Raw genomic sequence first — 23,352 nt, 5'->3', positions numbered from 1 at the left:
AAATAACTTTTCAAATGAAGAGTGTTGTCAGGAAAATGTAATGAGAGTAGGGGGAGAGAAGAAAAATGGCAAACCAACATCGCACCGCTACGACCGCCTACCCTTGCTACCTTCCGGTCCTGGGGGAATTCAGCAGGAGCTGGTCGTGCCGATTTGCCGTTGCAAAGGTAAGTAGAATGATCGGAAATGTAAATAGGGGAGGGAGAAAAATATCAGGGAAATGTGTAAGAGCTTGAAAAGCAAGAGGTTGTTATTTCAAATTTTGTTTTTTGAGATATATATAAACTTTTAATCTACAAGCTCGTGTTAAAGAATTGGATATTGCAGCTTTAGAATTGAATGTAATATTGTACATTTGTAGCCCTTCAAATGGAAGGTGTAATAAATTGACATATGGGGTTGACCGGTATTGACGGTAAGTGTGAATTATGTATTAGCATGCAGGGTGGAGAATGTACATCCTTAAGTAATTCATTCCAACTATAATTGGCGAATCTAATTACGCCATGGCTGCATAATCTTAATTTATTAAGATAAAGCTTTAAGGGTTGAGTCCCCAAAAGGATTCCCCAGCCACATTCCTCGTTCCTTCGTTTTTCCGGGAGCGGTCAAGGAGTGTCGAAAGGAGAAACTAGCATGGTGATGCTATTAAGCCATTGCGAAACTAAAATAGCTAAGGCCTGCAACAGGACTGTTACTTTCCATAACAGGCTCGAAAACCTAATTAGTAACTAAGCATGTAGAAGATGCATCGTTTCCTTATCCGGACGAGGGTTCGAATCCCTCCAACTCCACAATAAAAGCCTCTTGATTGATTTTAAGGGGCTTTTTTGGTTTTCAAGGGGTGTCTCGTCTTGAAATAGCGTTACACAAAAAGAAAATTATAAAATAAAAAAGCCACCTCAATTCTCATCAAGGCGGCTCAACCATACTAAACTACTAGACTTTAATTTTCTACTTCTTGCAATTTGGGATAATCTGTATAACCTTTATGGCCAGGTGTATAGAAAGTATCAGTATCAAATTCTGCAAGCTCCGCCCCGCTTTCAAAACGTTCCACTAAATCAGGATTTGAGATGTAAGGCTTTCCATAGGCTACCATATCGGCATCTCCATCTTCAATTACTTTATTACCCGATTCCCTGTCGAAATGTGCGTTGATCATCAAGTTGCCTTTGTACATTGGTCGGTATCGTTTGGCTATTTCAGTAACGGCTCCTTCTACATCTGATACATCATTGAAAGGTTCTGATAAGTGTAAATAAGCTAAATCATAATCATTTAACTTTTCAATAATATAGTCGAAAGTTGGAATCGTTTCTTCATTTAAAGTCATTCCGAAAATACCGTGCAGTGAAGGATTTAATCTTAACCCAATTCTGTTTTCAGGCATCACTTGTTTAATCTCATCAATTATTTCAAAAAGTATCTTGGCTCTGTTTTCTATAGAACCTCCATACTCATCTTCACGAATATTAGAAGTAGAACTAAAGAATTGATGCAATAAATAACCATTTGATGAATGAATTTCAACGCCATCAAATCCTGCTTCCCATGCATTGGCAGCTGCATTTTTGAAATCCTGTATAGTTTGCTTAATGTCTTCTACAGTCATCTCTTTTGGAGTAACGGTTTCTTTGAAGCCATCTGGAGTAAATGATTTTGCTTCAGGATTAAGCGCTGAAGGAGCCTGTGGTAGTTCTCCATTGTGAAAATCAGGATGCGATATCCTGCCTACATGCCAAAGTTGAATAAATATTTTACCACCCTCATCATGCACCATTTTGGTAACCTCTTTCCATGCTTCCGTTTGTGCTTTTGTGTGGATACCTGGTGTGTTAATATATCCTACAGCCTTTTCTGAAACTTGAGAACCTTCAGTAATGATTAAACCTGCGGAAGCTCTTTGCTGATAATAGGTCCCTTGTAGTGCTGCAGTAGCTATTTTATCAGGATTATCAGCTCTACTTCTTGTCATTGGAGCCATTATGACTCTATTTTTTAGTGTTAAATCTCCTATTTTAATAGGTTTTAATAATGCTTGATTTGTATCCATTTTTATGTAATTAAATTGTGCTTGATTGAATTTATGATCTAAGTTCTTCTAATAGATTATTTAACCTTTGAAGGTTTTTGTTGTCCAATGAAAATTGAATTTGCTCCATCTTTTCTTTTCCCTGCTTCATTACTTCTTTACCTTTTTCAGTTAGCGCTATATACACCACTCTCTGATCCTGTGTACATCTATCTTTAAGGGTAAGCCCCTTTTCGCATAGCTTATTGAGCAATCGGGAAACATTGGAGCGATCATCAATCATTCTATCCTTAATGACCTGCACATTGGCTTTATTTTCTTCCTGCCCATTAATTATTCGTAAAGCGTTTAATTGTTGAAAGGAAATGTCCAATGGTTTTAGAGCCTTTGCTATGAGGTTCTCCAACCAATTAGCAGAATACAGCAATTCAGCAATTAGTTTTTGAGTTTCATTTTGAAATTGATGATTTATAGCTTTTTCTATTTCCATAAGCATTCCATGGATTTATGTGCCATGGAATATAAATACGATCATCAGAGAGAAAAGTTTATGGATCGGTTTAAATTATTTTAATTTGAAGTTAGGATAAGGCACAAAGTCATTTTCCCCAGGCACTTTGGGAAATTTTTGATCAATCCAATCTTGTCTTGCTTGTCTTAGCACTTCCTTATCAGAGGAAACAAAATTCCAATTAATATAGCGTTCTTCAGGGAAAGGTTCTCCTCCGAAAATGTAAACCGTTGAATTTTCGCCTATTTCGAATTCACACAATTTACTGTCTGTTGCAACTAGTATTTGTTTGGGATCATAAGTATTGCCATCACTTTTAATAGTACCTTCTAAAATATACAAAGCACTTTCACCAAACAGGTCCTTGCCAATATTTACTTTTTGCGCCTTGCTGCTTTTAATTTCAATAAAGTAGAGATTGCTGTGAACTGGAACAGGCGATTCCTTTCCAAATGCTTTTCCGGCAATTAATTTGATTTCGAGGCCATTATCATTCCATTGCGGAATTTTATCTGCATCAATATGCGTAAAAGAAGGATCTGAATTTTCTAGTTCTTTAGGTAGTGCTACCCAAATTTGTAATCCGTGTAAATTTTTATCAGAATTTCTTAAATATTCTGGTGTTCGCTCTGAATGCACAACGCCCTTTCCTGCAGTCATCCAGTTTACGGCTCCTGGTTTAATTTCTATCTCGCTACCAATGCTATCTTTATGCATGATAGAACCTTCAAATAGATAGGTTAGGGTCGATAAGCCAATATGTGGATGTGGAGGAACATCTAAGTTTTCATGATCATTTAAAGCGGCAGGTCCCATATGATCTATAAAAACAAAAGGACCAACTGCTCTTTTTTGTTTAAAGGGCAGCAGTCTACCTACCATAAAATTACCGATATCCGCAGCGCGTTCTTCTATTATTAAGGAAATATTTGACATAATAATAAAATGATTTTAGAATTTAACTCCAATAAGCTTCTCTAAGTTTTATAAAGAATCTGGAAATTATTATTTGTCCCAACCCCATGGTGCTTTGGGTGCTGCCACTTCTTCTGTCAAATCAAATTCCACTCTTATAGGCTTATCACTACTTACTCTTCTTAAATTGTAAGTAAAAGTAGAATCCGTAATACTGACCCACCATACATTTCCAGCTGCATAAGGGATTAGATCTACGGTTTCTTGATCGGCAGGGAAATATTGTAATTCAGCAAATCCCGTATTAGGGCTCGTGCCTCCGTACATAGTAATATCGTCTGGACTTCCATCTTCATGTCTGTGATCATGTTTTAATTGAATACTCTGATCATTCAAAGTAAAAATCCAGGTTCTTGAGCGATTTTCACCTACTACAAAAGGAACTCTAATCTGTCCTTCTCCACATGACTTGAAGTGCATCACTAAATTTTGTTGTAGAAAATCCTTAGGAACAGGAGCGGTCACCACTTTCCCTGCATAGGCCTTTCCACAATGTTGTTCTAGCTTTTCCCAAAACAGCAGGTGGTTGTCTTTTTCGTCTTGGGCTGTCAGAATTGAATTAAATGTGAATACTAGTATTGTTAGACTGAAAAGTATTTTCATATTGAGATTTTCTAGGTAAAGTCCGAAAGATACTTCTTTACTGGATTTCCTCCATTTTTTTAATCAAAAAAACTAAATAGAAACTTATATTATAGTAGAAAAGTATGATTTTTATTAATTGGTGAGAAGTGAATTTACACGACCACTTCCGAGGAACTCGGAAAAACGGGAAGGAGGAAAGTTTAGCGGGCCAGCGTTGGCCTTGTGGGTTGATGCATTAAACTTTCTAGAATTTTTGTTTCTTTTTGTTTATGCAAAAAGAAAGTAAGTTAAATCTTAGCATTTAAATTATACTTAGAAAATAAGACTAATTAAATCTGGATTGAATTTAATAATTTTTGTAAGATGATGATTATCAGTTAAATAAATCATTATATCCTTATTTATAAAAATAAATTCAAATTCTCTGTAACTTTCACTTCACTAGTGCATCTCCTATATGAAATGAGCGAAGAAAACTACTTTAAAAATATCTACCTGAGCCAAAAGAATAAGCTCTTCCGCTTTGGCTTCTACTTCTTGAAAGATGAAGAGGAAGCTAAAGATGCTACCCAAGAAGCTTTGATTAAGATTTGGGATAAAAGGGCAGATTGGGAATCAGTTGAAAACCCTGAGGCATGGGGTATGCAAATAGTTAAAAATATTTGCTTGGATAGATTAAGAAAGAAGAAAACGGTCCAGAAGCATCAAGATTCGCTCAAGTTAGAAAAGACTTTTGGGCAAGACCCCGGTACGATTTCCCTTTGGCAAGATCAATGGAAAATTATGCAGGAAGTGATGGAGCAGTTGAGTGAAAAGCAAAAGACTGTATTCATTTTAAGAGAAGTGGAAGGAAATAGCTATCAGGAGATAGCGGAAACTTTGGAAATATCAGAGGCACAAGTGAAATCTGACCTCTTCCGCTCAAGAAAATTTTTGAAAGCAAGCATGCAAAAAATAAATGACCATGGCATTAAAAAAACTCGAACAACAGCTTGAAAAATACTGGCTGGGAGAGCTCAGTCAAGTAGAAGAAAGTCAGTTCAAAAGTGAACTGCAGGCAAATAGGAACGAATTAAGTGGTGAGCTACGACAGATGGCAGAGTGGTTTGAAGGCCATGAAGATGCAAAGCAAAAACTAAGTTTAGGGGATGACTTCGATCAGAATATTATGAAAGAGATTCATAAGAAGTCTCAGCCTAAAGATAAATGGAATTGGATGAAAGTGGCCGCTTCAGTTCTAGTAATCATGGCTTTAGGATTCTTTGCATGGTGGATGCCACAACAGCAAGAGCAAAGGCAGTTGGCTCAAGAAGAGCAAAAAGCTTACCAAGAAGCAAAAGCCACTTTGGAATTGATGGCTTCCATGATGAATCATGGCAAAAAACATTTAAGCTCACTTGAAATGATTAATACAGCTCAAGAGAAAGTGAAAAACACTTTTCAACCAGAAAGGAAGGAAAAGAAGAAAGGGCAGGATGGATGATTAGATAGAATCAAGATTCTAGTCGTAGCGTAGCGAAGATCCCGAGAGGTACGAATCGGGAAAAATAGACAAAAAGGTCAGTACCGGAGGTCAGACCGGAAAATGCTTAAAAATAGATAATTATCAATTGATTTAAATCTCAATACCTAATACTTAAAACTTAAAACTCAGTACTTAAAACTCGAATAAATATGAAAAAGATAGGATTAATAGTTGCATTTGCTTTAGTAAGTATAGCAGCACAGGCACAGAATACTGAATTCATGAAATTTTACAATAAATACTCGACAAACGAGTCATTTACAATAGTTTCGGTGAATCAGCGTATGATAGAATTATTCTCCAACTTCGAAGTGGAGGGAGAAGAGGAAGAAGCCATGAAGAAAGCAGTGACAGGTTTGAAAGGCATTAAATTAATTGCCAACAGTAAAACTAGTGAAGGCGCAGCTTTATTTTCAGAGGCAAACGCAGCATTTTTAAAAGGCTACGATGAATTGATGACCGTGAGAGATGGGAATTCTGATATTAGATTCCTTATTCAAGAGAACGGAGGAAAAGTAAGCGAATTAGTAATGTTGGTAGGAAGTGATAGCAGTTTTGTTGCTGCAAGTATCTTCGGTGAGATCGACCTAAAACAAATGTCCAAAATGGCTAAGGGACTTAATATTTCCGGAATGGAAAATTTAGAGCAATTGGAGAATATGGAAGATGACCAAAAATAGTTTTGAAAAATAAAACCAACTTTAGCAAGGGCAAGCAATAGCTTACCTTGCTTTTTTTCATTTTTAAATACTGAAATCATGCGAATACTAATCCTTACCTTATTCATTTTAGTTTTATTCTCTGCTTGCGAAAAAAAAATAGAAGATCCCTTAAAAGACCTGCAGCAAAAAGAAATTCACAGTCTGAATATTAATCTATACCCTAGTAATCTGAAAATGATTAATTCAAAAAATAATCCTGAGTTTGAGGAGGCTACCAAGGGCATTAAAAAATTGCATGTCCTGCAAATCATTTTGGATGATGAATCGAAAAAGGAAGCTTATGCAGAATGGAAAAGCGAACAAGACTTTACCAACTGGGAGTCGATTTTTACTGCTAGAATTCAAAATACAGACATTGAAATAAAGGCACCTGAAGGACGAGACGATGTTTTATATGCTTCTGCTGATACAAAGGAAGGGCTTTTTGTTGGTTTTTTAGAAGGTAAATTCGATATTTCACAAGTTCCTGCACTTATGAAGGCTGATTTTGATTTGGGACCAATAACCGATTTTGTTCAAGACCGGGAAAAGAAAAAGGAGCAAAGAGAAAAATGGCAAAAGGTGCGTGAAGAAGTGGAAAAAGATTCTTCTCAAGTAGATAGTGATAGCATTCAAGAATAATTTTTATGGCAGAATATATACTAGATATTTCAGGGCTGAATAAAAGATATGGAAATATTCAGGCAGTTGATAATCTTGAACTTAAAGTAGAAAAAGGAACTGTATTTGGTTTATTAGGGCCCAACGGAAGTGGTAAAAGTACTACATTGGGTATTTTGTTGGGAGTAGTCCAAAAAGATTCTGGTGATTTTAAATGGTTTGGAGAAGAACCAACTGCATCGCAAAGGAGAAGATTAGGAGCTATTTTAGAAAGTCCAACATTTTATCCTTACCTCTCTGGGATTCAAAATCTTCAAATAGTTTGTAAGATCAAAGAGGTTCCAGAAAGCAGAATTTTGGAAGTTTTGGAGCAGGTGGGGCTGGCAAATCGTGCAACATCGCCTTTTAAGACTTACTCTCTCGGGATGAAGCAGCGACTAGCCATTGCTTCTGCCTTATTATCCGACCCCGAAATTTTAATTCTGGATGAACCGACAAACGGATTAGATCCTCAAGGAATAGCAGAAATTAGAGAACTGATTCTTGATATTGCAGGCCAAGGAAAAACCATCATTCTAGCAAGTCATTTATTAGATGAAGTTCAAAAGGTTTGTACTCATTTTGCAGTTTTAAAGCAAGGTGAGAAGATCTTTCATGGTACAGTGGCAGAAAGTTTAATGGGGAATGAGGGAGTGGAGGTATTAGCTGATGATACTGAAAGTTTAAGAAAAGTTATTGGTACTTTTCCGTCTTTTATAGACATGAAACTCAATAATGTAGGGAGATTGGAAGTACAATTATCAAAAGAGACTGCAATCCATGAGTTTCATGAATACCTGATTGAAAAAGGCATAGTGCTTACGCACTTAGCCTACATTAATAAATCTTTGGAAAAACAATTTTTACAACTTTTATCCGCTAAGTCATGATATTGAAATATTTACAAATAGAATGGTTGAAGCTTAAAAATTATAAGACTTTTATCAGACTGGCTTCGCTTTATTTTTTGTTGTTACTGCTGATTTTAAGCAGTGTAAAATTATTATTATCATGGATGTCAAGCTCGGGAATGGAGTTTGAAGGTATCAGTCCCGATATAATTCCTTTCTATGATTTTCCAGATGTCTGGCAAAATTTAACCTATCTGGCATCTTACTTGAAATTCTTTTTGGCATTTATAGTGATCATTTCAGTAACCAATGAATATTCTTATAGAACAATTCGGCAAAATATAATTGATGGAATGTCGCCCACCGACTTTCTGCTAGCCAAGCAAAGTATGATATTCGGTTTTAGTCTATTCAATATGTTGGTTATTTGGTTGGCAGGAACACTTATGGGAATTTTCTATGGTTCCGGATTCAGCTTTGGTCTATATACAATGGATATGGAGTTTCTATTAGCTCATTTTCTAGAGCTGCTAACATTCTTGAATCTGGCCATGTTGATTTCTGTAGTCTTGAAAAAAGCTGGTTTTGCCATCATAGGTCTATGTTTTTACGCCATATTTTTGGAACCAGCATTAGTTGGAATTCTGAATTATGTATTTGATGATCATTGGTTAATCACACTTTTTCCAATTCATGCAGTCAATAATTTAATTGAAATACCCTTTCAAAGATATGTGTTCATGGAAATTCAGGATTATGTAAAAGTCAGTAGTGCTATAATAGCTGGGGCGTGGCTTGTTATCAGCATAGGATTAAACTACTTTTTGATTGCGAAAAGAGATATAAATTAGTGTCTGCAGGATTTCTTGCAATAAAAAAAACTCGTGGTTTAAGAAGGGTTTTTCTCCTTTATTAAACCACGAGTATTTAGAAATTCTTTAAAATAATTTAGACTTATGCAAGTGCAGTAACAGGGGCAGTTTTTAATTTCTTCACTTTCTTATCATAACTGCCTGTCCCTAATTGATTCAAAAGCGTGAAGTGACTTTTCAATGCTAAACCGAATGATTTATGGTGATGATAGGGAACACCATATTCTTTTGCTGTTTGCTTTACGATTGGAGCTATTTTATCATAGTGAATGTGACAAATGTTAGGGAATAAGTGATGCTCAATCTGGTGATTTAATCCACCTACTATCCAAGAGAACCACTTAGATGAATTAGCAAAATTAGAAGTAGTGCGCATTTGATGAATCGCCCAATTATTTGCTACACTTCCGTTTTCATCTACTTTATAAAAATCTGTTTCAGTGATTACATGAGCTGGTTGAAAAACTAATGCTAAAACTAATCCACTTATAAATTGCATTAATAAGAATGCTAAAACTACTTGCCACCATACTATTCCAGTTACGATGATTGGAGCCACTAGGGTTAGGGCAATATACCAAGTTTTGTTAAGCATCATTAAACCTAATCCCTTCTTAAAAGTAAGGCCTTGCCCCTTTAGTAAATTTCTTTTGTTATATCGTATTAACTGGTCTAAATCTTTAGCAATCAACCAATAGAAAGTCATTAGTCCATATAAAATGGGCGCATAGAAAGCTTGGAATTTGAAGAAGCTCCTACGTTCTTGATGCGGAGAAAATCGAATAATGCCTTTTTTATCTATGTCTTCGTCATATTCGTCAATGTTAGTAAAGGAATGATGCAGGACATTATGCTGAATTTTCCAGTTAATATGATAAGCGCCTAAAAAATTGGCAGTAAATCCTAATACTTTATTAATGTTATTGTTTTTGGAATAGACTCCATGATTTGCATCGTGCATCACGCACAATCCAATTCCAGCCATACCGAAGCCCATCACTATAAAAAGTGGAAATGCAACTGCGAAAGTGGTGACTAGTCCGCTTAGTAAAAACGCTAATGGAATAAAGTATAACAAAAGCATGAAAGCTGTTTTTACTATCATTTGATTATTAGCGTACTTAGATACCTGATTATCTTTGAAATATTGGTTGACTCTTTGTCTTAAGGTACTTACAAATTCGGGGCTGTCGTTATTGTTAAATTTTACTGTGTTCTTGTTCATAAATATTTGTTAATATTACAAGGTAGCTTAAATTCAAGCAAATCCGTCATTTAGCACTGTTTTTTAGACGAACATAAATATGTTGAATTACATCTATAATTTTTCTTTTTAATATTAGAAAAGTACATTTAGTTAAACGCAATCAATTCTAATGATTGGAAAAATTTTTAGATGAGTTTAGTATATTCAGTACGTCTTATTTCCAAGCAACGAATAGAATATATTCTAAATGCTTTATTTTCAGCCTATTTTATCAATTATTTATAATTCTCTCTCTAATAACTTGAACCTAATTCAGTTTCAGCATTTACCCAAGGAAAAAGGCGTAAATCTTTGAAAAATCCATTTATGTTTAATGATTAGAATGATGGGCTAAACATAACTTAAACAGTTTAATGAGCGATAGTCATTTATACTTATGTATTTAAAATAGATGAAAAAAAATAATTTATGGATAGCTCATAAAAAAGCCATGCTTTTTTGTTAAGCATGGCAGTAAAAATAGTTTGGACTCAGTCGCTATTTTTCGTCTTTATAAATGAAAACATTAGGTTTACCTTTCTCATTCATATAGCCCCTATACATTCCAGACGTATTGAATGGCATGCTAATATTTCCAGCTTTATCTAGGGCAATAAAACCACCAGACCCACCAAATTCCACTAATTCCTCATAAACGATTTTATTAGCCGCTCCATCTAAGCTCATACCGGCATATTTCATTTTTGCTGCTACATCATACGCCACTACAGAGCGAATAAAATACTCACCATGTCCTGTTGCTGAAACACCACAAGTAGCATTATCTGCGTAGGTGCCAGCTGCGATAATGGGTGCATCTCCTATTCTACCATACCTTTTGTTGGTCATACCACCAGTGGAGGTTCCTGCTGCTATGTTTCCATCTTTGTCCAGCGCTACACAGCCTACTGTCCCAAATTTACTGTCAGGGAAATCCAATAATGCAGCGCTATTGCCTTTTTCTTCTTCTCTTTTCTTAACTCTTTGAAGAGCATCATATCTACTTTGAGTGAAGAAATATTCTGGGTCTACCAATTCTAGTCCTTGCTCTTCGGCAAATTTTTCAGCTCCGGGTCCTGACATCATCACATGAGGGCTATCATCCATTACTGAAAGCGCAGCCAAGATGGGACTTTTGATAGTGGACACACCGGCTACGGCACCTGCATTTCTGTTTTTGCCATCCATTACTGCTGCATCTAGTTCATTTTTACCTTTATTAGTAAAAACGGCTCCCACTCCAGCGTTAAAAAGTGGAGAGGCTTCCATAATTTGGATAGCAGCTATTACAGCATCCATCGCGGGTGCACCAGATTCCAATTTGGAATATCCGGCTTCAAGTGCTTCAGCTAATTTAGCTCTGTATTCAGCATCTTGCTCCTCGGTCATATTTTCTCGCTTGATTGTGCCTGCTCCGCCGTGAATCACTAAGCTTATTGGGCCCTGTTTCACGGTTTTTTCTTCATTACTGATTTCGCGATCTTCCACTGCTTCTCTTGTAGTTGGGTCGCAGGCCATAAGCAAGAAGAATATTAATATGGATAGGTAGTACTGATAAGTCTTTTTCATAGGTTTATTTTTATATATTTTAGAATCCAATATAATTAACTCTGTATCTTTTTACAAGATGAATAACTAAAGCGGTGATTTTCTTCCATAAGCGCCAAAAATTCAATAATTTTCGTCAATCTTTTTAAATCTTTGATTTATGCTGAAAATTTACAGAAATTTATTTACCATCATTTTTTCTATAAGCTCACTTGTTTCTTATTCCCAAGTTGAGAAAAGTCTGTATTTCGTACAGACTTATGATAATGCTGGTCAACCTTTACAAAAAGGGACGGCCATCATTCTAGATGGACAAGGTACTGGTGCTACTCATCAAAATTTATTTATAGGGGCTACTAGTGCAAAGGTTTTTACTAATGATAGTACTATTCATAATATTTCGACATTTAATGCCTTTGATCCCGCTAGTGGGCTGGTAAAATTTGCTGTAGATAATAACTTGAGCACTAAGTTTGAAAAAGCAGCTATTGCAACGGCTATATTTGAGCAAGGCGGTAATTTAAAGCTTGTACAGGCGATCGATATCCAAAAAACAGAAACGAGTGATGTAAAAATATCCAAATCTGCGCAAATTGAAGGCTATGGTCAATTTGCTGTTATTCCTGATAATCTGAGTAAATCTGCTATAGGTTCAGTAGCTACTTCAGGAAGCAAAATCTTAGGACTGGTATTGAACAAAGCGGCAGGGATAAATGGTGCAGTAATAGTCGATTTAGGCCGTCTTGAAAACATAAATTCTATAACCAATGGATTTTCCAATTTCAGTCAACAAATTAAGGCAAACGGACATTTGTTATCTGCCTTGGATGCTTATGCAAGTGAAGATTGGTCGAATGCTTTAAATGCTTTTGAGGAATTTGCTAATAATAACCCAAAGGATGAGTTTGCTTGGAAAATGGCTGGTTTTTCCGCTTATGAAGCTAATAATTATGATAAAACGATTAGTAATTTAACTAATGCTTTTAAAATAAAATCAAGTCCAAGGGCCTATTCTATTCGAGCTTTTGCGCACTTTGAGCAAAAGAAATATACCGAAGCGATAAATGATTTTGCGCAGGCTCAAGATCAAAAAGTGAACGAAGCCAAATGGCATGCTTTTAAAGGTATTGCACATTACGAACTAGAGCAGTTAGGTCAGGCAATTCCGGATTTGGAAAAGGCTGTTGAATTAAAATTTAAGGATCCTAAGGTTAGCTATTATTTGGGTAATGCCCATTTTAAAAACGAGGAATATGCTAAAGCTGTAACTGCTTATGACCAAGCTGAAGCATTAGGCTACGATTCTGAAGTACTTTTCAATAATAGAGGAAAAGCTAAATTTTTAACTGGAAAGTATATCGCTGCAATTGAAGATTACACCACTTCTTTAGGTCTAAAGGCGAATTATCAAACTGCTTTGGAAAACAGGGGTGCTGCTTACTATCAAACTGAAGACTGGGAAAAAGCCATTCAGGATTACGAAAAAGCTATTCAGGAGGGCTCAAATGATGCAGATCTCTACCTGCAATTAGCTGAAGCATACTTCCAATCTCAAAATTATGCTTCCGCTATTGCCAATTTTGATAAAGCGATAAATGGAGGTAAAAATGAATCGGATATTTATAGGAAGAGAGGAATTGCGCATTTAGAGCAAGGGAACAACGATCAAGCTATTGCTGATTTCAATGCAGCCGTGGAGAGGGGAGCTAATGATGGTGTGATATTTCAACTTTTGGGAACTGCCCAATTCGAAAAAGGTATTTATCAAGAAGCAATTCAAAATCTAGAAAGAGCAATTTCATTTGAAGTAACTGATACAAGTCTTTTTAGAAATGCTGCCATAGCGAGCAAACAACTTAATAGAAATGAGGTAGCAATTTCGTATTTTAAGAAAGCTCTTGCTGCAGGAGCAAAGGCTCCAGAAGTTTTTGAACAATATGCAATTCTCCTTTTTGAAGCAGGTCAAACTCAGGAAGCCAAAGTCAACATTCAAAGAGCATTGTCTGCAGGAGCGAAAGGAGCTAAAATATACTTGTATCAGGGGTATTTGGCTTTAGTTGATAAAAATTGGGATGTAGCCATATCATCTTTGCAAAAAGCAAAAGAGGGTGGAATAAAAGAACCAGGATTGTTTGCTGCATTAGGAAAAGCTCATTACAATAAAAGTGATTATTCAGCTGCTATAGACAATTTGAAGCAAGCCTTTCAATTAGGAGATCGGTCAGGCGAGAATTATGAATTGATTGGTCAATCATATTTTAAAGTAGAGAACTACGAAGAAGCTTCCAGAGCATTAAATTCGGCAATCCAGGGCGGAATTAGTAATCAGTCGCTTTATTTTGGCTTAGGACAGTCACAATATGAGCTGGGCAATTTCAAAAGTGCAGTGGATGCTTTAAGCAAAGCCGAAGAGCAAGGAGAAAGCAGTCTGATTTTGTATGAAAAAAGAGGATTGGCTTACAATGGGTTAAAATCTGCCCAACCTGCTATTACTGATTTATCAAAAGCAGCTGAAAAAGGCAGTCAGACAATCCTTGTTTACTCTACCTTAGGAGATCTGTATTTTAGAGAGCAAAATCTCCTCAAAGCTGTAGAATCATACGATAAAGCCATCAGTTTAGGTGCAACGGATGCTATTATCTATAATAATAGAGGTAAAGCTAAATTTTTGCAGGATAAGGTTGCTGAAGCCATTGCAGATTATGATTTGGCTTTGACCAAAGACCCAGGCTATGATCAGGCTCTACTGAATCGAGGATCGGCTTATTACCAACAAAAGAATTATTCAGCGGCTATTTCAGATTTGGAAAAAACAGAGAAGAAGAGTCCGGAGGTTGCTGAAATGCTTGGCTTGGCATATTACCAAACTAAGCAGTATGAAAAAGCATTAGAGAATATGCAAACTGCAATCTCTGCAGGTATTAAGAATGCTCAACTGTTTTATTTCAAAGGGAATATTTTATATGATAAAGAAGAATATCGTCAGGCCATTAGTGATTATCAAAAAGCCGAAGAAGGTGGGATAAACGAAGGAGATTTATATGCTAAATTGGGGAATGCTTTTTTTGCAATTGAGAATTTTAAGCAATCAGCTGAGCAACTTACCAAAGCAGTGGACAAAGGCGTTACTGACAAAACGGTCATTGAGAATTTAGGAAATGCATTTTATGAAGGAAAGCAATACGAGGAGGCTGCTCAGTTCCTTCAAAGAGCAATTGCTTCAGGTACTCAAAATCCAAGGACACATTATCATTATGCGAATACTTTGTTCCGTCAGGATAGATTTAAGGATGCAATTAAATCTTATGATGAAGCTATTGGTTTAGGACAGCGAGATGAGGTAATATATAATAATCGAGGTAAGGCTAAAGCAAAATTAGAGCAGTTTGAGCAAGCTATTCAAGATTATAATCAATCTTTATCAATAGAAGAAAATTATGGGCAGGCCATCCTGAATAGAGGGAATGCTTATTTTGAACAAGAATCTTGGCAAGCAGCTTTAGCTGACTTTGATAGAGCAGTTGAATTAGGTCAAACGGAGAATGATACTTTTGTGAAGATGGGATTATGTAATTATAATCTGGAAAATTATCCTGAAACGATAGAGTATATGAATCAGGCATTCCAGACTGGAAATCAGTCATCTGATGTTTTTTACGGCCGAGGAAATGCATATTTCCAACTTGGAGAATTAGATAAAGCTTATAGTGATTTAAACCAGGCGGCTACTTTTGGCGATAAGCACCCTCAGACTTACTATCACCGAGGTCAACTGAATTTTCAAAAAGAAGAGTACGAATTGGCACTATCTGATTTCAATAATGCGGAGGAGTATGGAAGTAATGCGGAACAGTTATATTTTTTACGTGCTAAAACACATTATGCTTTGGATAACTGGCAGAAAGCGTTGACGGACTTTAACCTAGCAATTGCTGCTGATCAAAAGTTATATGAAGCCTATGCCCTTCGTGGGAATACAAAGTTCCGCTTAGAGGATTTATCAGGTGCTATCACTGATTATAATACTGCGATCGAGGGGGGTGTTGAAGAGGCAGTATATTTTAATAATAGAGGAAAAGCCAAGCAATTGAATGGTAATATTGAACAAGCTATTGAAGATTACAACAGAGCGATTGCAACGGATAGCGAATATGGGCGAGCTTATGAAAATCGAGCTTCAGCCAGATTTGAACTGAAAGAATATGCTGGAGTTATTGATGATGTAGATCAATTAGAAGACTTGGATCAAGCAACACCTAGTTTATTTTATATCAAAGCCGAGTCTTATTATGCTTTAGAAGACTGGGTAGGGGCTATTTCTTATTTTGAAAGAGCCATTCAGGGAGATGTGATCAAGTCCGATTCTTACTTCAAAAGAGGAAGGTCTTATTTGGAATTAGAAGATTATCAAGCCGCTTTAGACGATTTGAATCGTGCAGCAGAAACTGATCCTTCAAATGCGAGCATTTACTTATACCGTGCTCAATGCTATTTGTATCTTGGGAATGTTAGATTTGCAGCAGAGGACTATTCCAAAGCCATCACGCTTGAACCTGAAAATACAGATGCCTATTACAATAGAGCTATTTTGAGAGAAGAGACAGAGAATTGGGAGGGAGCTTTAGAAGATTACGATAAGGTAGTTCAATTAAATCCAGAGGATGCTTCAGCTTATTATTACAGAGGAAACGTGAAAGCAGTACTGGAAAACTATCAACCTGCTTTAAAGGATTTGAACAAGGCGATTGAGCTTAATTCGGAGGATGCTTCTTTTTATAAATTAAGAGGAAATATTCAGTATCAACTGGAAGAGGATCTTAAAGCTTGTCAAGACTGGGAAAGCGCAAAAAACATGGGGGATGACAGTGTTAATTATTATTTGCAACAATATTGTGAATAATAACACGATTTTCTAAAATTGACTTTGAGGGAAGTAGCAAATTGGCTTAATGTAAGTGGACGCTTTTGAAATGATGGATTAGAGCATAGTTGTAAGATTGTTTTTTAAAAACTAATCTTGTAATTCTCTTAAATTATTGCTTTTTTGTATTTCGAACTTTTCAACTTATAATCATGATCGACCTTAGTATTAAAAAATTCCTAAAAATCTTGTTTGGTTTTGTTGGTATAGCTTATTTGTTAACCATTATTTATTCAATTACCTCTAATCTTCAAGCTTCCTTCACTGCATATGAATGGGGGAGAGAAATAGGATATAGTATTGGTTTTGTGACTGGTTATTTGCTAATAATTACACTTGTTTTAGCTGCTTTTTTCACCCTGAATTTAATTGTAAACAAATTCAGGTTAAGTAAATAGACTTTCTTTCTTCAAAGCTTTCTTAAAAATTGCTACTGACTGTCACTTTTAACATCGGTTAAATTAGTGTGTGGTATAGTAATAGCGATCTGTCCATATCCATTTTAATAATTACTGAAGTTGATTTGTTTTAAACTATGGCTTCATTCATGCGTTTACTCTCTTAAGTTTTGTTTTATAAAAAGAGTCTATGCTGAATTCAGATTTACTATCCGAAAACCCTAATCTTTGTATATTTTTACCTTTCTATTTTACGCTTTGGGAAGATTTTAATCTGACTACTACTGATATTGATACCATGAAGAAGCTGATTAATTCTCAGTCATGGCTAAAAAAAGAGGAGATCAATTTATTGGAGCAGTACTTGAATCCCGATCAAAAGCCTTCGGCTGAGGAATTAAAAAGTTGGAAAAATCAGATTCAATTTATTAAGCCTCAAAACCTGAAAAATCTGACTACTCTAGGTTTTGAGTTGGCCAAATCTCAGCAAAATGGGCATGAAGTAATTATTCAAGACAAAGACTTGAAAGCCTTTCAAAAAGCTGAAAAGGAATTGGGCTTAATTTTTAATGAAGCCGCTTACCGATTTGAGGATAGTCATACGACTGTTACTTCCCTGCAGCAGTCAAAATCTTCTTTTGATCCTAAACTCATGCAAGAGATTTTGGACGGATCTAAAATAGACTTGATTCAAAAAGTGAAGGATACATTGACTAAAGCTGAATTTGCCTATCATCAATATGATAAAATAGAAGATCAAAGAGCACAAGTCTTAGAATGGTGTAAAATACTAGCTAAGGAAGGTTATGGATCATGGGCTTTTCCTAGAGAATTCGGTGGTCGAGCTGATATGGAAGGCTATTTCACCATCATGGAAACTTTAAGTTATCATGACTTAAGTATGGTTATTAAATTTGGAGTGCAGTTTGGTCTTTGGGGAATGAGTATTTATTTCCTGGGAACTGAAAAACACCATCAAAAGTATTTGAAAGAAATTGGTTCATTAGAATTGCCTGGTTGCTTTGCTATGACGGAGACCAACCATGGCTCTAATGTAAGAGGATTAGAAACAACCGCAACGTACAATCATGATGATAAAACTTTCACGATCCATACACCTCATCAAAATGCAAGAAAAGAATATATAGGTAATGCTGCTTTGCATGGCCAAAAAGCTACAGTATTTGCAAAATTAATCATTAATGGTGAGGATTATGGAGTGAATGCATTTGTAGTGCCACTAAGAAATAAGTCAGGGGAATTGCATGCTGGAGTAGAGATTGAAGATTGCGGCCATAAGATGGGCTTAAATGGAGTGGATAATGGATTAATTGCTTTTAATAAAGTATTGGTTTCTAAAGATGATATGCTGGATAGATTTGCTTCTGTTAGTGATGAGGGCAAATTTATTAGCTCTATTTCATCTGATAATAAGCGATTTTTCACTATGCTAGGCACTTTAGTAGGAGGTAGGATTGGAATACCCCGCTCTGCTTTATCTGCAGCAAAATCAGGTTTGACGATTGCTATAAGATATGCTAATACCCGCAAACAATTTGGACCGGAAGGTGGAGGAGAAGTTCCTATTTTAAACTATAGAATGCACCAAAGAAGACTGATGCCACTTTTGGCTAAAAGTTATGCTATGCATTTTGCTTTAAAGTATTTGACCAATCGTTTCCTAACCAAATCTGAGGATGAAGGGCAAGAAATTGAAGCCTTAGCTGCTGGAATGAAAGCTTACGGTACATGGTTTGCTACTGAAGCATTGCAGGAATGTCGTGAGGCTTGTGGCGGCAAAGGGTACCTTTCAGAAAACAGAATAAGTGATTTAAAAAATGACACTGACGTTTATACTACTTTTGAAGGAGATAATACAGTCCTGATGCAACTAGTGGCCAAAAGTAGGTTAACTGAATTTAAGAAGGAAATGGGTGATATGAATTTCACCGCTATTTTTAATTATCTTACTAAACAAGCAAAAACCTCATTTGCTGAAAAGAACCCCATCGTTGTAAGAAGCACAGATGACAAACATTTGCTAGATTTCGAGTTTCATTTAAACGCTTTCAAGTATAGGGAAGGTGCTATTGTAGCATCTGCAGGGCAGCGAATTAAAAGACTTGTAGAAGATGGCATGGATTCATTTGACGCAGTAAACGTTGCACAGCACCACTTGGTAAATGTGGGGCAGTCTTACATCGAAAGAAAGGTGCTAGAGCAATTTCAATTGGCGGTGGAAACTACCCAAAATGCTGCTTGTAAAAGATCCCTTCAACAATTATGTCAATTATACGCCCTACACACAATCGAGCAAAATCGGGGCTGGTATTTAGAGCAAGGCTACATGGAAGGAGTAAAAACCAAAGCGATTCGAAAAATGGTTAATCAATTATGTTGGGAGGTCCGGCAAGACGCAATTGCTTTGACAGATGCATTTGGAATTCCAAATCAGTTATTGGCTGCCCCAATCGCTTTCCAGTCCTAATTTTTGTAATTAAAATTAAGAATGAATTCTCTTTAAAAGACTAATGGTTATTCTAAATTTGCTACCTATTCATTTAGGGCTTTTGAAAGTCCATTAGCAAAGACATTCATTTTATGAGCACTGTTAAATTCATTAGCCTTTTACTATTTCTTTCTCTAGGTTCTTCAGCTGTTGCTCAACAGCACGACTATAAGTCATTTAAATTTTCTTTAGACGAGAAGTTTGAAGTGCTAAGTGCACAGCAAGAGGAAAAAGAGATAGAATTAATTATTCATGCCCAGAGAATCTTAGAAGACTCCATTATTCAAGAGATTAACTATTGGAATAATTCTTATCCTTCTTATCGGTGGCACCAAATTTTGATGGAAATTGGCAAAGAATATAAAGGGCATAAGAATGGTGGAAGAGTCGCTATTTTACATTTAGCTATTTATGATGCCTTAGTGGAAGTTTGGAAGCATAAACAATTCATTAAGCAAGCTAGGCCTTATCAAAAAGATAAACGATTAGTAGCTTATGGCAAAGCTACAGACTATTCTTCCTTTATTTGCGAGTGGAGTGCAGCAGCAGGGGTGGCACATCAAATAATTCCATATTACTTTCCCGAAAGCAAGGGAAAATTGGATAGCCTTTTAATTCAATTCAAATCTTCAAGACTAAAAACTGCTTTACAATTTCCTACGGATATTCAAAATGGGATTACGATTGGGAGGACGATTGCTCAAAAATATATTAAGTATGCTGAAAATGACGGAACTGAAGCAGTTTGGTCGGCAAAAGTTCCAGAAGGTATAAACCTTTGGTCAGGAACCCCTAGCAAATGGGATCCTATGAAAGCAAAATGGAAACCCCTTACTTTAGAAAGTCAGAAACAATTTAGGCCTGGTCCTCCTCCAGAAAATTGGGAGCAGGATATGGAAGAACTGCGAGAATTTAATAAAAATAATGCAACAAGCGACATTGCATGGAAATGGAAAAGTTTACCAATCTGGGATGAATTGCTGGAAAGGAAAATTTTAGAATACAATCTAGAGCCATTTGAATCAAGTTATGCAACGGCTCTGTTTCATGCTGCTCGTTTTGATGCTACGATCGCAGCATGGGACGGGAAATATCACTATTGGACGATTCGTCCCTTCCAATATGATCCCGAATTCAAACCAATTTTGGTTCAGACCCCTAATTTTCCGGGATATCCGGCCGGGCATACCACTGTAGCCGGAGCATTGGCAGAGGTGCTAGCTCATTTGTTTCCTAGAGATGAAAGTATGTTCCGCAACCTTGCTTCAGAATGCTCAGAGTCTCGCTTTGAAGGTGGGGTTCACTTTAGGACGGATAACGAAATCGGATTGGAAATGGGAAGGAGAGTTGGAGAATTTGTGATCGAAAACTTTCAGGATTAAAAAGAAAGCTTTAAGAATCAATAACTTCATAAATTTTAATTAAATTAATGTCCAATTAAAAGCGTTTTCAGATATGAAGTTAGGAGCATTTTCAGTCAGTTTAGCAGTAAAAAATTTAGAAGAATCCAAAAGCTTTTATGAAAAGCTTGGATTCAAGCAGCTAGGTGGAGATATGGAAAAAAATTACCTCATTATGAAAAATGGGGATTCTTTAGTAGGCTTATTTCAGGGCATGTTTAAAGATAATATCTTGACTTTCAACCCCGGTTGGGATTCAAGTGCTCAGAATCTGGATGGATTTGATGATGTTAGAACTATCGAGAAAGAGTTAAAAGAAAAGGGGATCCAGTTTATACAAGAAACAGGTGAGAACGAAAATGGCCCCGCCAGTTTCGTGATTGCTGATCCTGATGGAAATACAATATTGGTTGATCAGCATATCTGAATACGAAAGAGCCTCTGAAAATTTTTTCAGAGGCTTTCATATCCAGTTTTAAGGAAAGCTTACTTATTCGTAAATGCTAATTAAGCGCCCTTCCACTTATTCAATACTTCTTTCGCATCAGGCCACGTTAATCTTGGCCCCATCTGCGTTACGATTTTTGAACTTGCTAAAGAGGCTAATTTTCCGGCATCAGCGTAGCTATGTCCGTTAGTGATAGCATATAAAAATGCACCAGCAAACATATCTCCAGCACCATTGCTATCCATTGCTTTTACTTGATATGGCTCAATGTCGATAAAGGTATCACCGTCATAAATTATCGCTCCGTTTTTACCTTGAGTAATGGCAAATCGTTTAGCTACTTTTTTCAATTCTTCTCTAATACTATCCGGATCATTTTCACCAGTAAATAAGGCAGCTTCTTCTTCATTACAGAATAATAGGTCTACACTTGCACCCACTACTGATTCCATCTGCTCCTTGAAGTACTTCACCATTGATGGATCGGAAAATGTTAATGCAACTTTAACATCATTTTCTTCAGCGATCTGTTTCGCCTTTTTCATGGCTGCTAGTCCACTCTCAGAAGTCACTAAATATCCTTCTAAATACAAGTATTTTGAATCCTTGAGCGCGTATTCATGAATTTCTTTTTCAGAAAAGTCTGCAGTTATACCTAGGTAGGTATTCATGGTACGTTCTGCATCAGGAGTTGTCATAACCAATACTTTTCCTGTTGTACCAACAGGGGCACTTTCTGGCGTTAAAATAGTATCAATTCCGTTGGCTTTTAAATCATTAAGAAAGAACACTCCTTCTGTATCGTTAGCCACTTTACAAGAATAGAAACCTTTAGCTCCTAATTGACTGGCAGCAACTAAAGTGTTCGCAGCAGAACCTCCACCTTGCATATGCTCTTCCGTAATATTCATAGAATTGAGCAATTCTGCCTGACGATCTTCTTCAACAAGGGTCATTACCCCTTTTTCTACTTTATTTTCAAGTACAAAATCTTCTGATACTTCAGTGATAATATCTACCAAAGCATTTCCTATTCCGTAGACATCATATTTTTTGTTGGACATAATATTTTAATTAATAATTAGTAATTAGTAAATCTGAGATCCCTCTCATTTTACGAAAACAGAAACCTGTTAAGTTTTTCTATTAAAATTAAAGAAGAATAGAATAGCGACAAGGCCATTAAATTTTTAAATCTGACAGGTTTTGTATCTCTAAAATTTAGGCAAAATTAAGGATTATTGCGGAATACATCTGCTAATTCAGGATAATCTGTGATTATCCCGTCAACGCCTATTTTGAGCAATCTTTCGGCATCTTTTTCCTCATTTACAGTCCACGGGATAATCTTCACACCTTTTGCATGAAGCCTTTTCACCATATTTTTATCTACTAATTGATGATTCGGGCTATAAATGGCAGGTATGAAGCCTAATTCTTCAAATTGCTGTTCCCAGGCTCCACTTTCATAAACCAATGCTGCTAATGGGACCTTAGGAAAGGTTTTGTGAAAGTGTTTTAATACTTCAAAATCAAAAGATTGTATATTCCATTTCTCCTGCGGATATTCCATGAAAAGTACTTTGAATACAAGCTGACTATATTTTTTAATGTCGGGATGGTAAACATCTTGCATGCCGTCTTCATATTTAATTTCCACATTCAAGTGTGGGAGTTCTTTACCTTCTTGCTTACAATATGCAATTGTTTTTTTAATAATATCATTAAGCAAAGGTTTTGGAGAGCTAACCTGCTTTTGTTTGGGAAAGTCAGGATTTTTCAAGCTACCGCAATCACATTTTTGCAATTCTTTATAGGTCATTTTATAAATGTTCCATCCTTTCTCAGCCTTTTCGGTAATAGGGTTTCCTGTAGTATCTAAGCAAATTTTATGATTCAAATAAGGCTCATGGGATACTACCACTTTTTCATCTTTAGTGATGACTACGTCCATTTCCAAAGTAGCCATATTTTGATCAATGGCATGTTCAAAGGCGGCCCAAGTATTTTCAGGAAAAGCACCTCTAGCTCCACGATGGCCTTGCCAATCTATGTTTTCGTAATCTTCGGGACTTTGAGTACAGTTCATCAATAGTAGAAATGCAAGCGATAGAATTAAGAATTTGTTCATAGTACATGATAATATGGACTCTAATTTCTACATTTT

18 protein-coding genes and 2 other RNA genes are annotated in these 23,352 nt (G+C 36.2%); 11 read left to right on the top strand and 9 right to left on the bottom strand.

The annotated features are described in order from the left end of the window. Nucleotides 1-62 precede the first annotated feature (62 nt). An RNA gene (gene ffs, locus B9Y84_RS07870) (signal recognition particle sRNA small type) lies at nucleotides 63-160 on the bottom strand. 235 nt (nucleotides 161-395) lie between these two features. Between ffs and ssrA the strand changes: the two genes are divergently transcribed. Beyond that, nucleotides 396-797, top strand: a transfer-messenger RNA (tmRNA) gene (gene ssrA, locus B9Y84_RS07865). Between the two features lie 149 nt (nucleotides 798-946). On the opposite strand, the gene B9Y84_RS07860 is transcribed toward ssrA, so the two are convergent. The 4 genes from B9Y84_RS07860 to B9Y84_RS07845 all read right to left on the bottom strand — a co-directional run bounded on the left by B9Y84_RS07860 (nucleotide 947) and on the right by B9Y84_RS07845 (nucleotide 4,124). Then, a complete protein-coding gene (locus B9Y84_RS07860; protein WP_085516549.1) occupies nucleotides 947-2,056 on the bottom strand; it encodes an alkene reductase in 1,110 nt (369 codons plus the stop codon). Between the two features lie 31 nt (nucleotides 2,057-2,087). Next, a complete protein-coding gene (locus B9Y84_RS07855; protein ID WP_176223745.1) occupies nucleotides 2,088-2,525 on the bottom strand; it encodes a MarR family winged helix-turn-helix transcriptional regulator in 438 nt (145 codons plus the stop codon). 75 nt (nucleotides 2,526-2,600) lie between these two features. Continuing rightward, nucleotides 2,601-3,482 carry a pirin family protein gene (locus tag B9Y84_RS07850; RefSeq protein ID WP_085516547.1) on the bottom strand — a complete coding sequence of 294 codons (882 nt, stop codon included), beginning with the start codon at nucleotides 3,480-3,482 and terminating at the stop codon, nucleotides 2,601-2,603. Nucleotides 3,483-3,551: 69 nt separating this feature from the next. Then, on the bottom strand, nucleotides 3,552-4,124 hold the full coding sequence (locus B9Y84_RS07845) for a hypothetical protein (protein WP_085516546.1): 573 nt from the start codon (nucleotides 4,122-4,124) through the stop codon (nucleotides 3,552-3,554). 444 nt (nucleotides 4,125-4,568) lie between these two features. Here B9Y84_RS07845 and B9Y84_RS07840 point away from each other — a divergent pair, with 444 nt between their 5' ends. The 6 genes from B9Y84_RS07840 (at nucleotide 4,569) to B9Y84_RS07815 (ending at nucleotide 8,694) form a co-directional block, all read left to right on the top strand. Beyond that, nucleotides 4,569-5,102: an RNA polymerase sigma factor gene (locus B9Y84_RS07840; RefSeq protein ID WP_085516545.1), complete on the top strand. Its 534-nt coding sequence runs from the start codon at nucleotides 4,569-4,571 to the stop codon at nucleotides 5,100-5,102. Beyond that, nucleotides 5,071-5,589 (top strand): hypothetical protein, encoded by a 519-nt coding sequence (locus tag B9Y84_RS07835; RefSeq protein WP_085516544.1) that lies wholly within the window; start codon nucleotides 5,071-5,073, stop codon nucleotides 5,587-5,589. The genes B9Y84_RS07840 and B9Y84_RS07835 overlap by 32 nt, the downstream gene beginning before the upstream one ends. A 191-nt stretch (nucleotides 5,590-5,780) precedes the next feature. Then, nucleotides 5,781-6,311: a DUF4252 domain-containing protein gene (locus tag B9Y84_RS07830; protein WP_085516543.1), complete on the top strand. Its 531-nt coding sequence runs from the start codon at nucleotides 5,781-5,783 to the stop codon at nucleotides 6,309-6,311. 78 nt (nucleotides 6,312-6,389) lie between these two features. Continuing rightward, nucleotides 6,390-6,974: a DUF4252 domain-containing protein gene (locus B9Y84_RS07825; protein WP_085516542.1), complete on the top strand. Its 585-nt coding sequence runs from the start codon at nucleotides 6,390-6,392 to the stop codon at nucleotides 6,972-6,974. 5 nt (nucleotides 6,975-6,979) lie between these two features. Continuing rightward, nucleotides 6,980-7,882, top strand: coding sequence for an ABC transporter ATP-binding protein (locus tag B9Y84_RS07820; protein WP_085516541.1), 903 nt, complete (start codon nucleotides 6,980-6,982; stop codon nucleotides 7,880-7,882). Next, on the top strand, nucleotides 7,879-8,694 hold the full coding sequence (locus B9Y84_RS07815; RefSeq protein ID WP_085516540.1) for an ABC transporter permease: 816 nt from the start codon (nucleotides 7,879-7,881) through the stop codon (nucleotides 8,692-8,694). Before B9Y84_RS07820 ends, B9Y84_RS07815 begins: the two co-directional genes overlap by 4 nt. Nucleotides 8,695-8,797: 103 nt before the next feature. On the opposite strand, the gene B9Y84_RS07810 is transcribed toward B9Y84_RS07815, so the two are convergent. After that, nucleotides 8,798-9,940 carry a fatty acid desaturase family protein gene (locus B9Y84_RS07810; protein ID WP_085516539.1) on the bottom strand — a complete coding sequence of 381 codons (1,143 nt, stop codon included), beginning with the start codon at nucleotides 9,938-9,940 and terminating at the stop codon, nucleotides 8,798-8,800. A 519-nt stretch (nucleotides 9,941-10,459) separates the two neighbouring features. After that, nucleotides 10,460-11,530, bottom strand: coding sequence for an isoaspartyl peptidase/L-asparaginase family protein (locus B9Y84_RS07805; protein ID WP_085516922.1), 1,071 nt, complete (start codon nucleotides 11,528-11,530; stop codon nucleotides 10,460-10,462). Between the two features lie 139 nt (nucleotides 11,531-11,669). Between B9Y84_RS07805 and B9Y84_RS07800 the strand changes: the two genes are divergently transcribed. The 4 genes from B9Y84_RS07800 (at nucleotide 11,670) to B9Y84_RS07780 (ending at nucleotide 21,164) form a co-directional block, all read left to right on the top strand. Next, a complete protein-coding gene (locus B9Y84_RS07800; RefSeq protein ID WP_085516538.1) occupies nucleotides 11,670-16,409 on the top strand; it encodes a tetratricopeptide repeat protein in 4,740 nt (1,579 codons plus the stop codon). 609 nt (nucleotides 16,410-17,018) lie between these two features. Beyond that, a complete protein-coding gene (locus B9Y84_RS07790) occupies nucleotides 17,019-19,316 on the top strand; it encodes an acyl-CoA dehydrogenase family protein (RefSeq protein WP_085516536.1) in 2,298 nt (765 codons plus the stop codon). A 113-nt stretch (nucleotides 19,317-19,429) separates the two neighbouring features. Next, on the top strand, nucleotides 19,430-20,719 hold the full coding sequence (locus tag B9Y84_RS07785) for a vanadium-dependent haloperoxidase (protein WP_139827982.1): 1,290 nt from the start codon (nucleotides 19,430-19,432) through the stop codon (nucleotides 20,717-20,719). A gap of 73 nt (nucleotides 20,720-20,792) precedes the next feature. Then, nucleotides 20,793-21,164 (top strand): VOC family protein, encoded by a 372-nt coding sequence (locus B9Y84_RS07780; RefSeq protein WP_085516535.1) that lies wholly within the window; start codon nucleotides 20,793-20,795, stop codon nucleotides 21,162-21,164. Between the two features lie 80 nt (nucleotides 21,165-21,244). Here B9Y84_RS07780 and B9Y84_RS07775 read toward each other — a convergent pair whose 3' ends face one another. Continuing rightward, nucleotides 21,245-22,249, bottom strand: a complete 1,005-nt coding sequence (locus tag B9Y84_RS07775; RefSeq protein WP_085516534.1) for an adenosine kinase — start codon at nucleotides 22,247-22,249, stop codon at nucleotides 21,245-21,247. Between the two features lie 167 nt (nucleotides 22,250-22,416). Beyond that, nucleotides 22,417-23,316, bottom strand: a complete 900-nt coding sequence (locus B9Y84_RS07770; protein WP_245830838.1) for a glycerophosphodiester phosphodiesterase family protein — start codon at nucleotides 23,314-23,316, stop codon at nucleotides 22,417-22,419. Nucleotides 23,317-23,352 lie beyond the last annotated feature (36 nt).

This window comes from Marivirga sericea (assembly GCF_900177665.1).
In the GTDB taxonomy this organism is placed as follows: Bacteria; Bacteroidota; Bacteroidia; order Cytophagales; family Cyclobacteriaceae; genus Marivirga; species Marivirga sericea.
The sequence above is the reverse complement of the archived record's forward strand: the minus strand, read 5'-3'. Positions and strand labels throughout refer to the sequence as shown.

Coding starts and splice junctions, on each gene's coding strand:
- B9Y84_RS07860 (WP_085516549.1), bottom strand. CDS start 2,056: ATGGATACAAATCAAGCATTATTAAAACCTATTAAAATAGGAGATTTA.
- B9Y84_RS07855 (WP_176223745.1), bottom strand. CDS start 2,525: ATGGAAATAGAAAAAGCTATAAATCATCAATTTCAAAATGAAACTCAA.
- B9Y84_RS07850 (WP_085516547.1), bottom strand. CDS start 3,482: ATGTCAAATATTTCCTTAATAATAGAAGAACGCGCTGCGGATATCGGT.
- B9Y84_RS07845 (WP_085516546.1), bottom strand. CDS start 4,124: ATGAAAATACTTTTCAGTCTAACAATACTAGTATTCACATTTAATTCA.
- B9Y84_RS07840 (WP_085516545.1), top strand. CDS start 4,569: ATGAGCGAAGAAAACTACTTTAAAAATATCTACCTGAGCCAAAAGAAT.
- B9Y84_RS07835 (WP_085516544.1), top strand. CDS start 5,071: ATGGCATTAAAAAAACTCGAACAACAGCTTGAAAAATACTGGCTGGGA.
- B9Y84_RS07830 (WP_085516543.1), top strand. CDS start 5,781: ATGAAAAAGATAGGATTAATAGTTGCATTTGCTTTAGTAAGTATAGCA.
- B9Y84_RS07825 (WP_085516542.1), top strand. CDS start 6,390: ATGCGAATACTAATCCTTACCTTATTCATTTTAGTTTTATTCTCTGCT.
- B9Y84_RS07820 (WP_085516541.1), top strand. CDS start 6,980: ATGGCAGAATATATACTAGATATTTCAGGGCTGAATAAAAGATATGGA.
- B9Y84_RS07815 (WP_085516540.1), top strand. CDS start 7,879: ATGATATTGAAATATTTACAAATAGAATGGTTGAAGCTTAAAAATTAT.
- B9Y84_RS07810 (WP_085516539.1), bottom strand. CDS start 9,940: ATGAACAAGAACACAGTAAAATTTAACAATAACGACAGCCCCGAATTT.
- B9Y84_RS07805 (WP_085516922.1), bottom strand. CDS start 11,530: ATGAAAAAGACTTATCAGTACTACCTATCCATATTAATATTCTTCTTG.
- B9Y84_RS07800 (WP_085516538.1), top strand. CDS start 11,670: ATGCTGAAAATTTACAGAAATTTATTTACCATCATTTTTTCTATAAGC.
- B9Y84_RS07790 (WP_085516536.1), top strand. CDS start 17,019: ATGCTGAATTCAGATTTACTATCCGAAAACCCTAATCTTTGTATATTT.
- B9Y84_RS07785 (WP_139827982.1), top strand. CDS start 19,430: ATGAGCACTGTTAAATTCATTAGCCTTTTACTATTTCTTTCTCTAGGT.
- B9Y84_RS07780 (WP_085516535.1), top strand. CDS start 20,793: ATGAAGTTAGGAGCATTTTCAGTCAGTTTAGCAGTAAAAAATTTAGAA.
- B9Y84_RS07775 (WP_085516534.1), bottom strand. CDS start 22,249: ATGTCCAACAAAAAATATGATGTCTACGGAATAGGAAATGCTTTGGTA.
- B9Y84_RS07770 (WP_245830838.1), bottom strand. CDS start 23,316: ATGAACAAATTCTTAATTCTATCGCTTGCATTTCTACTATTGATGAAC.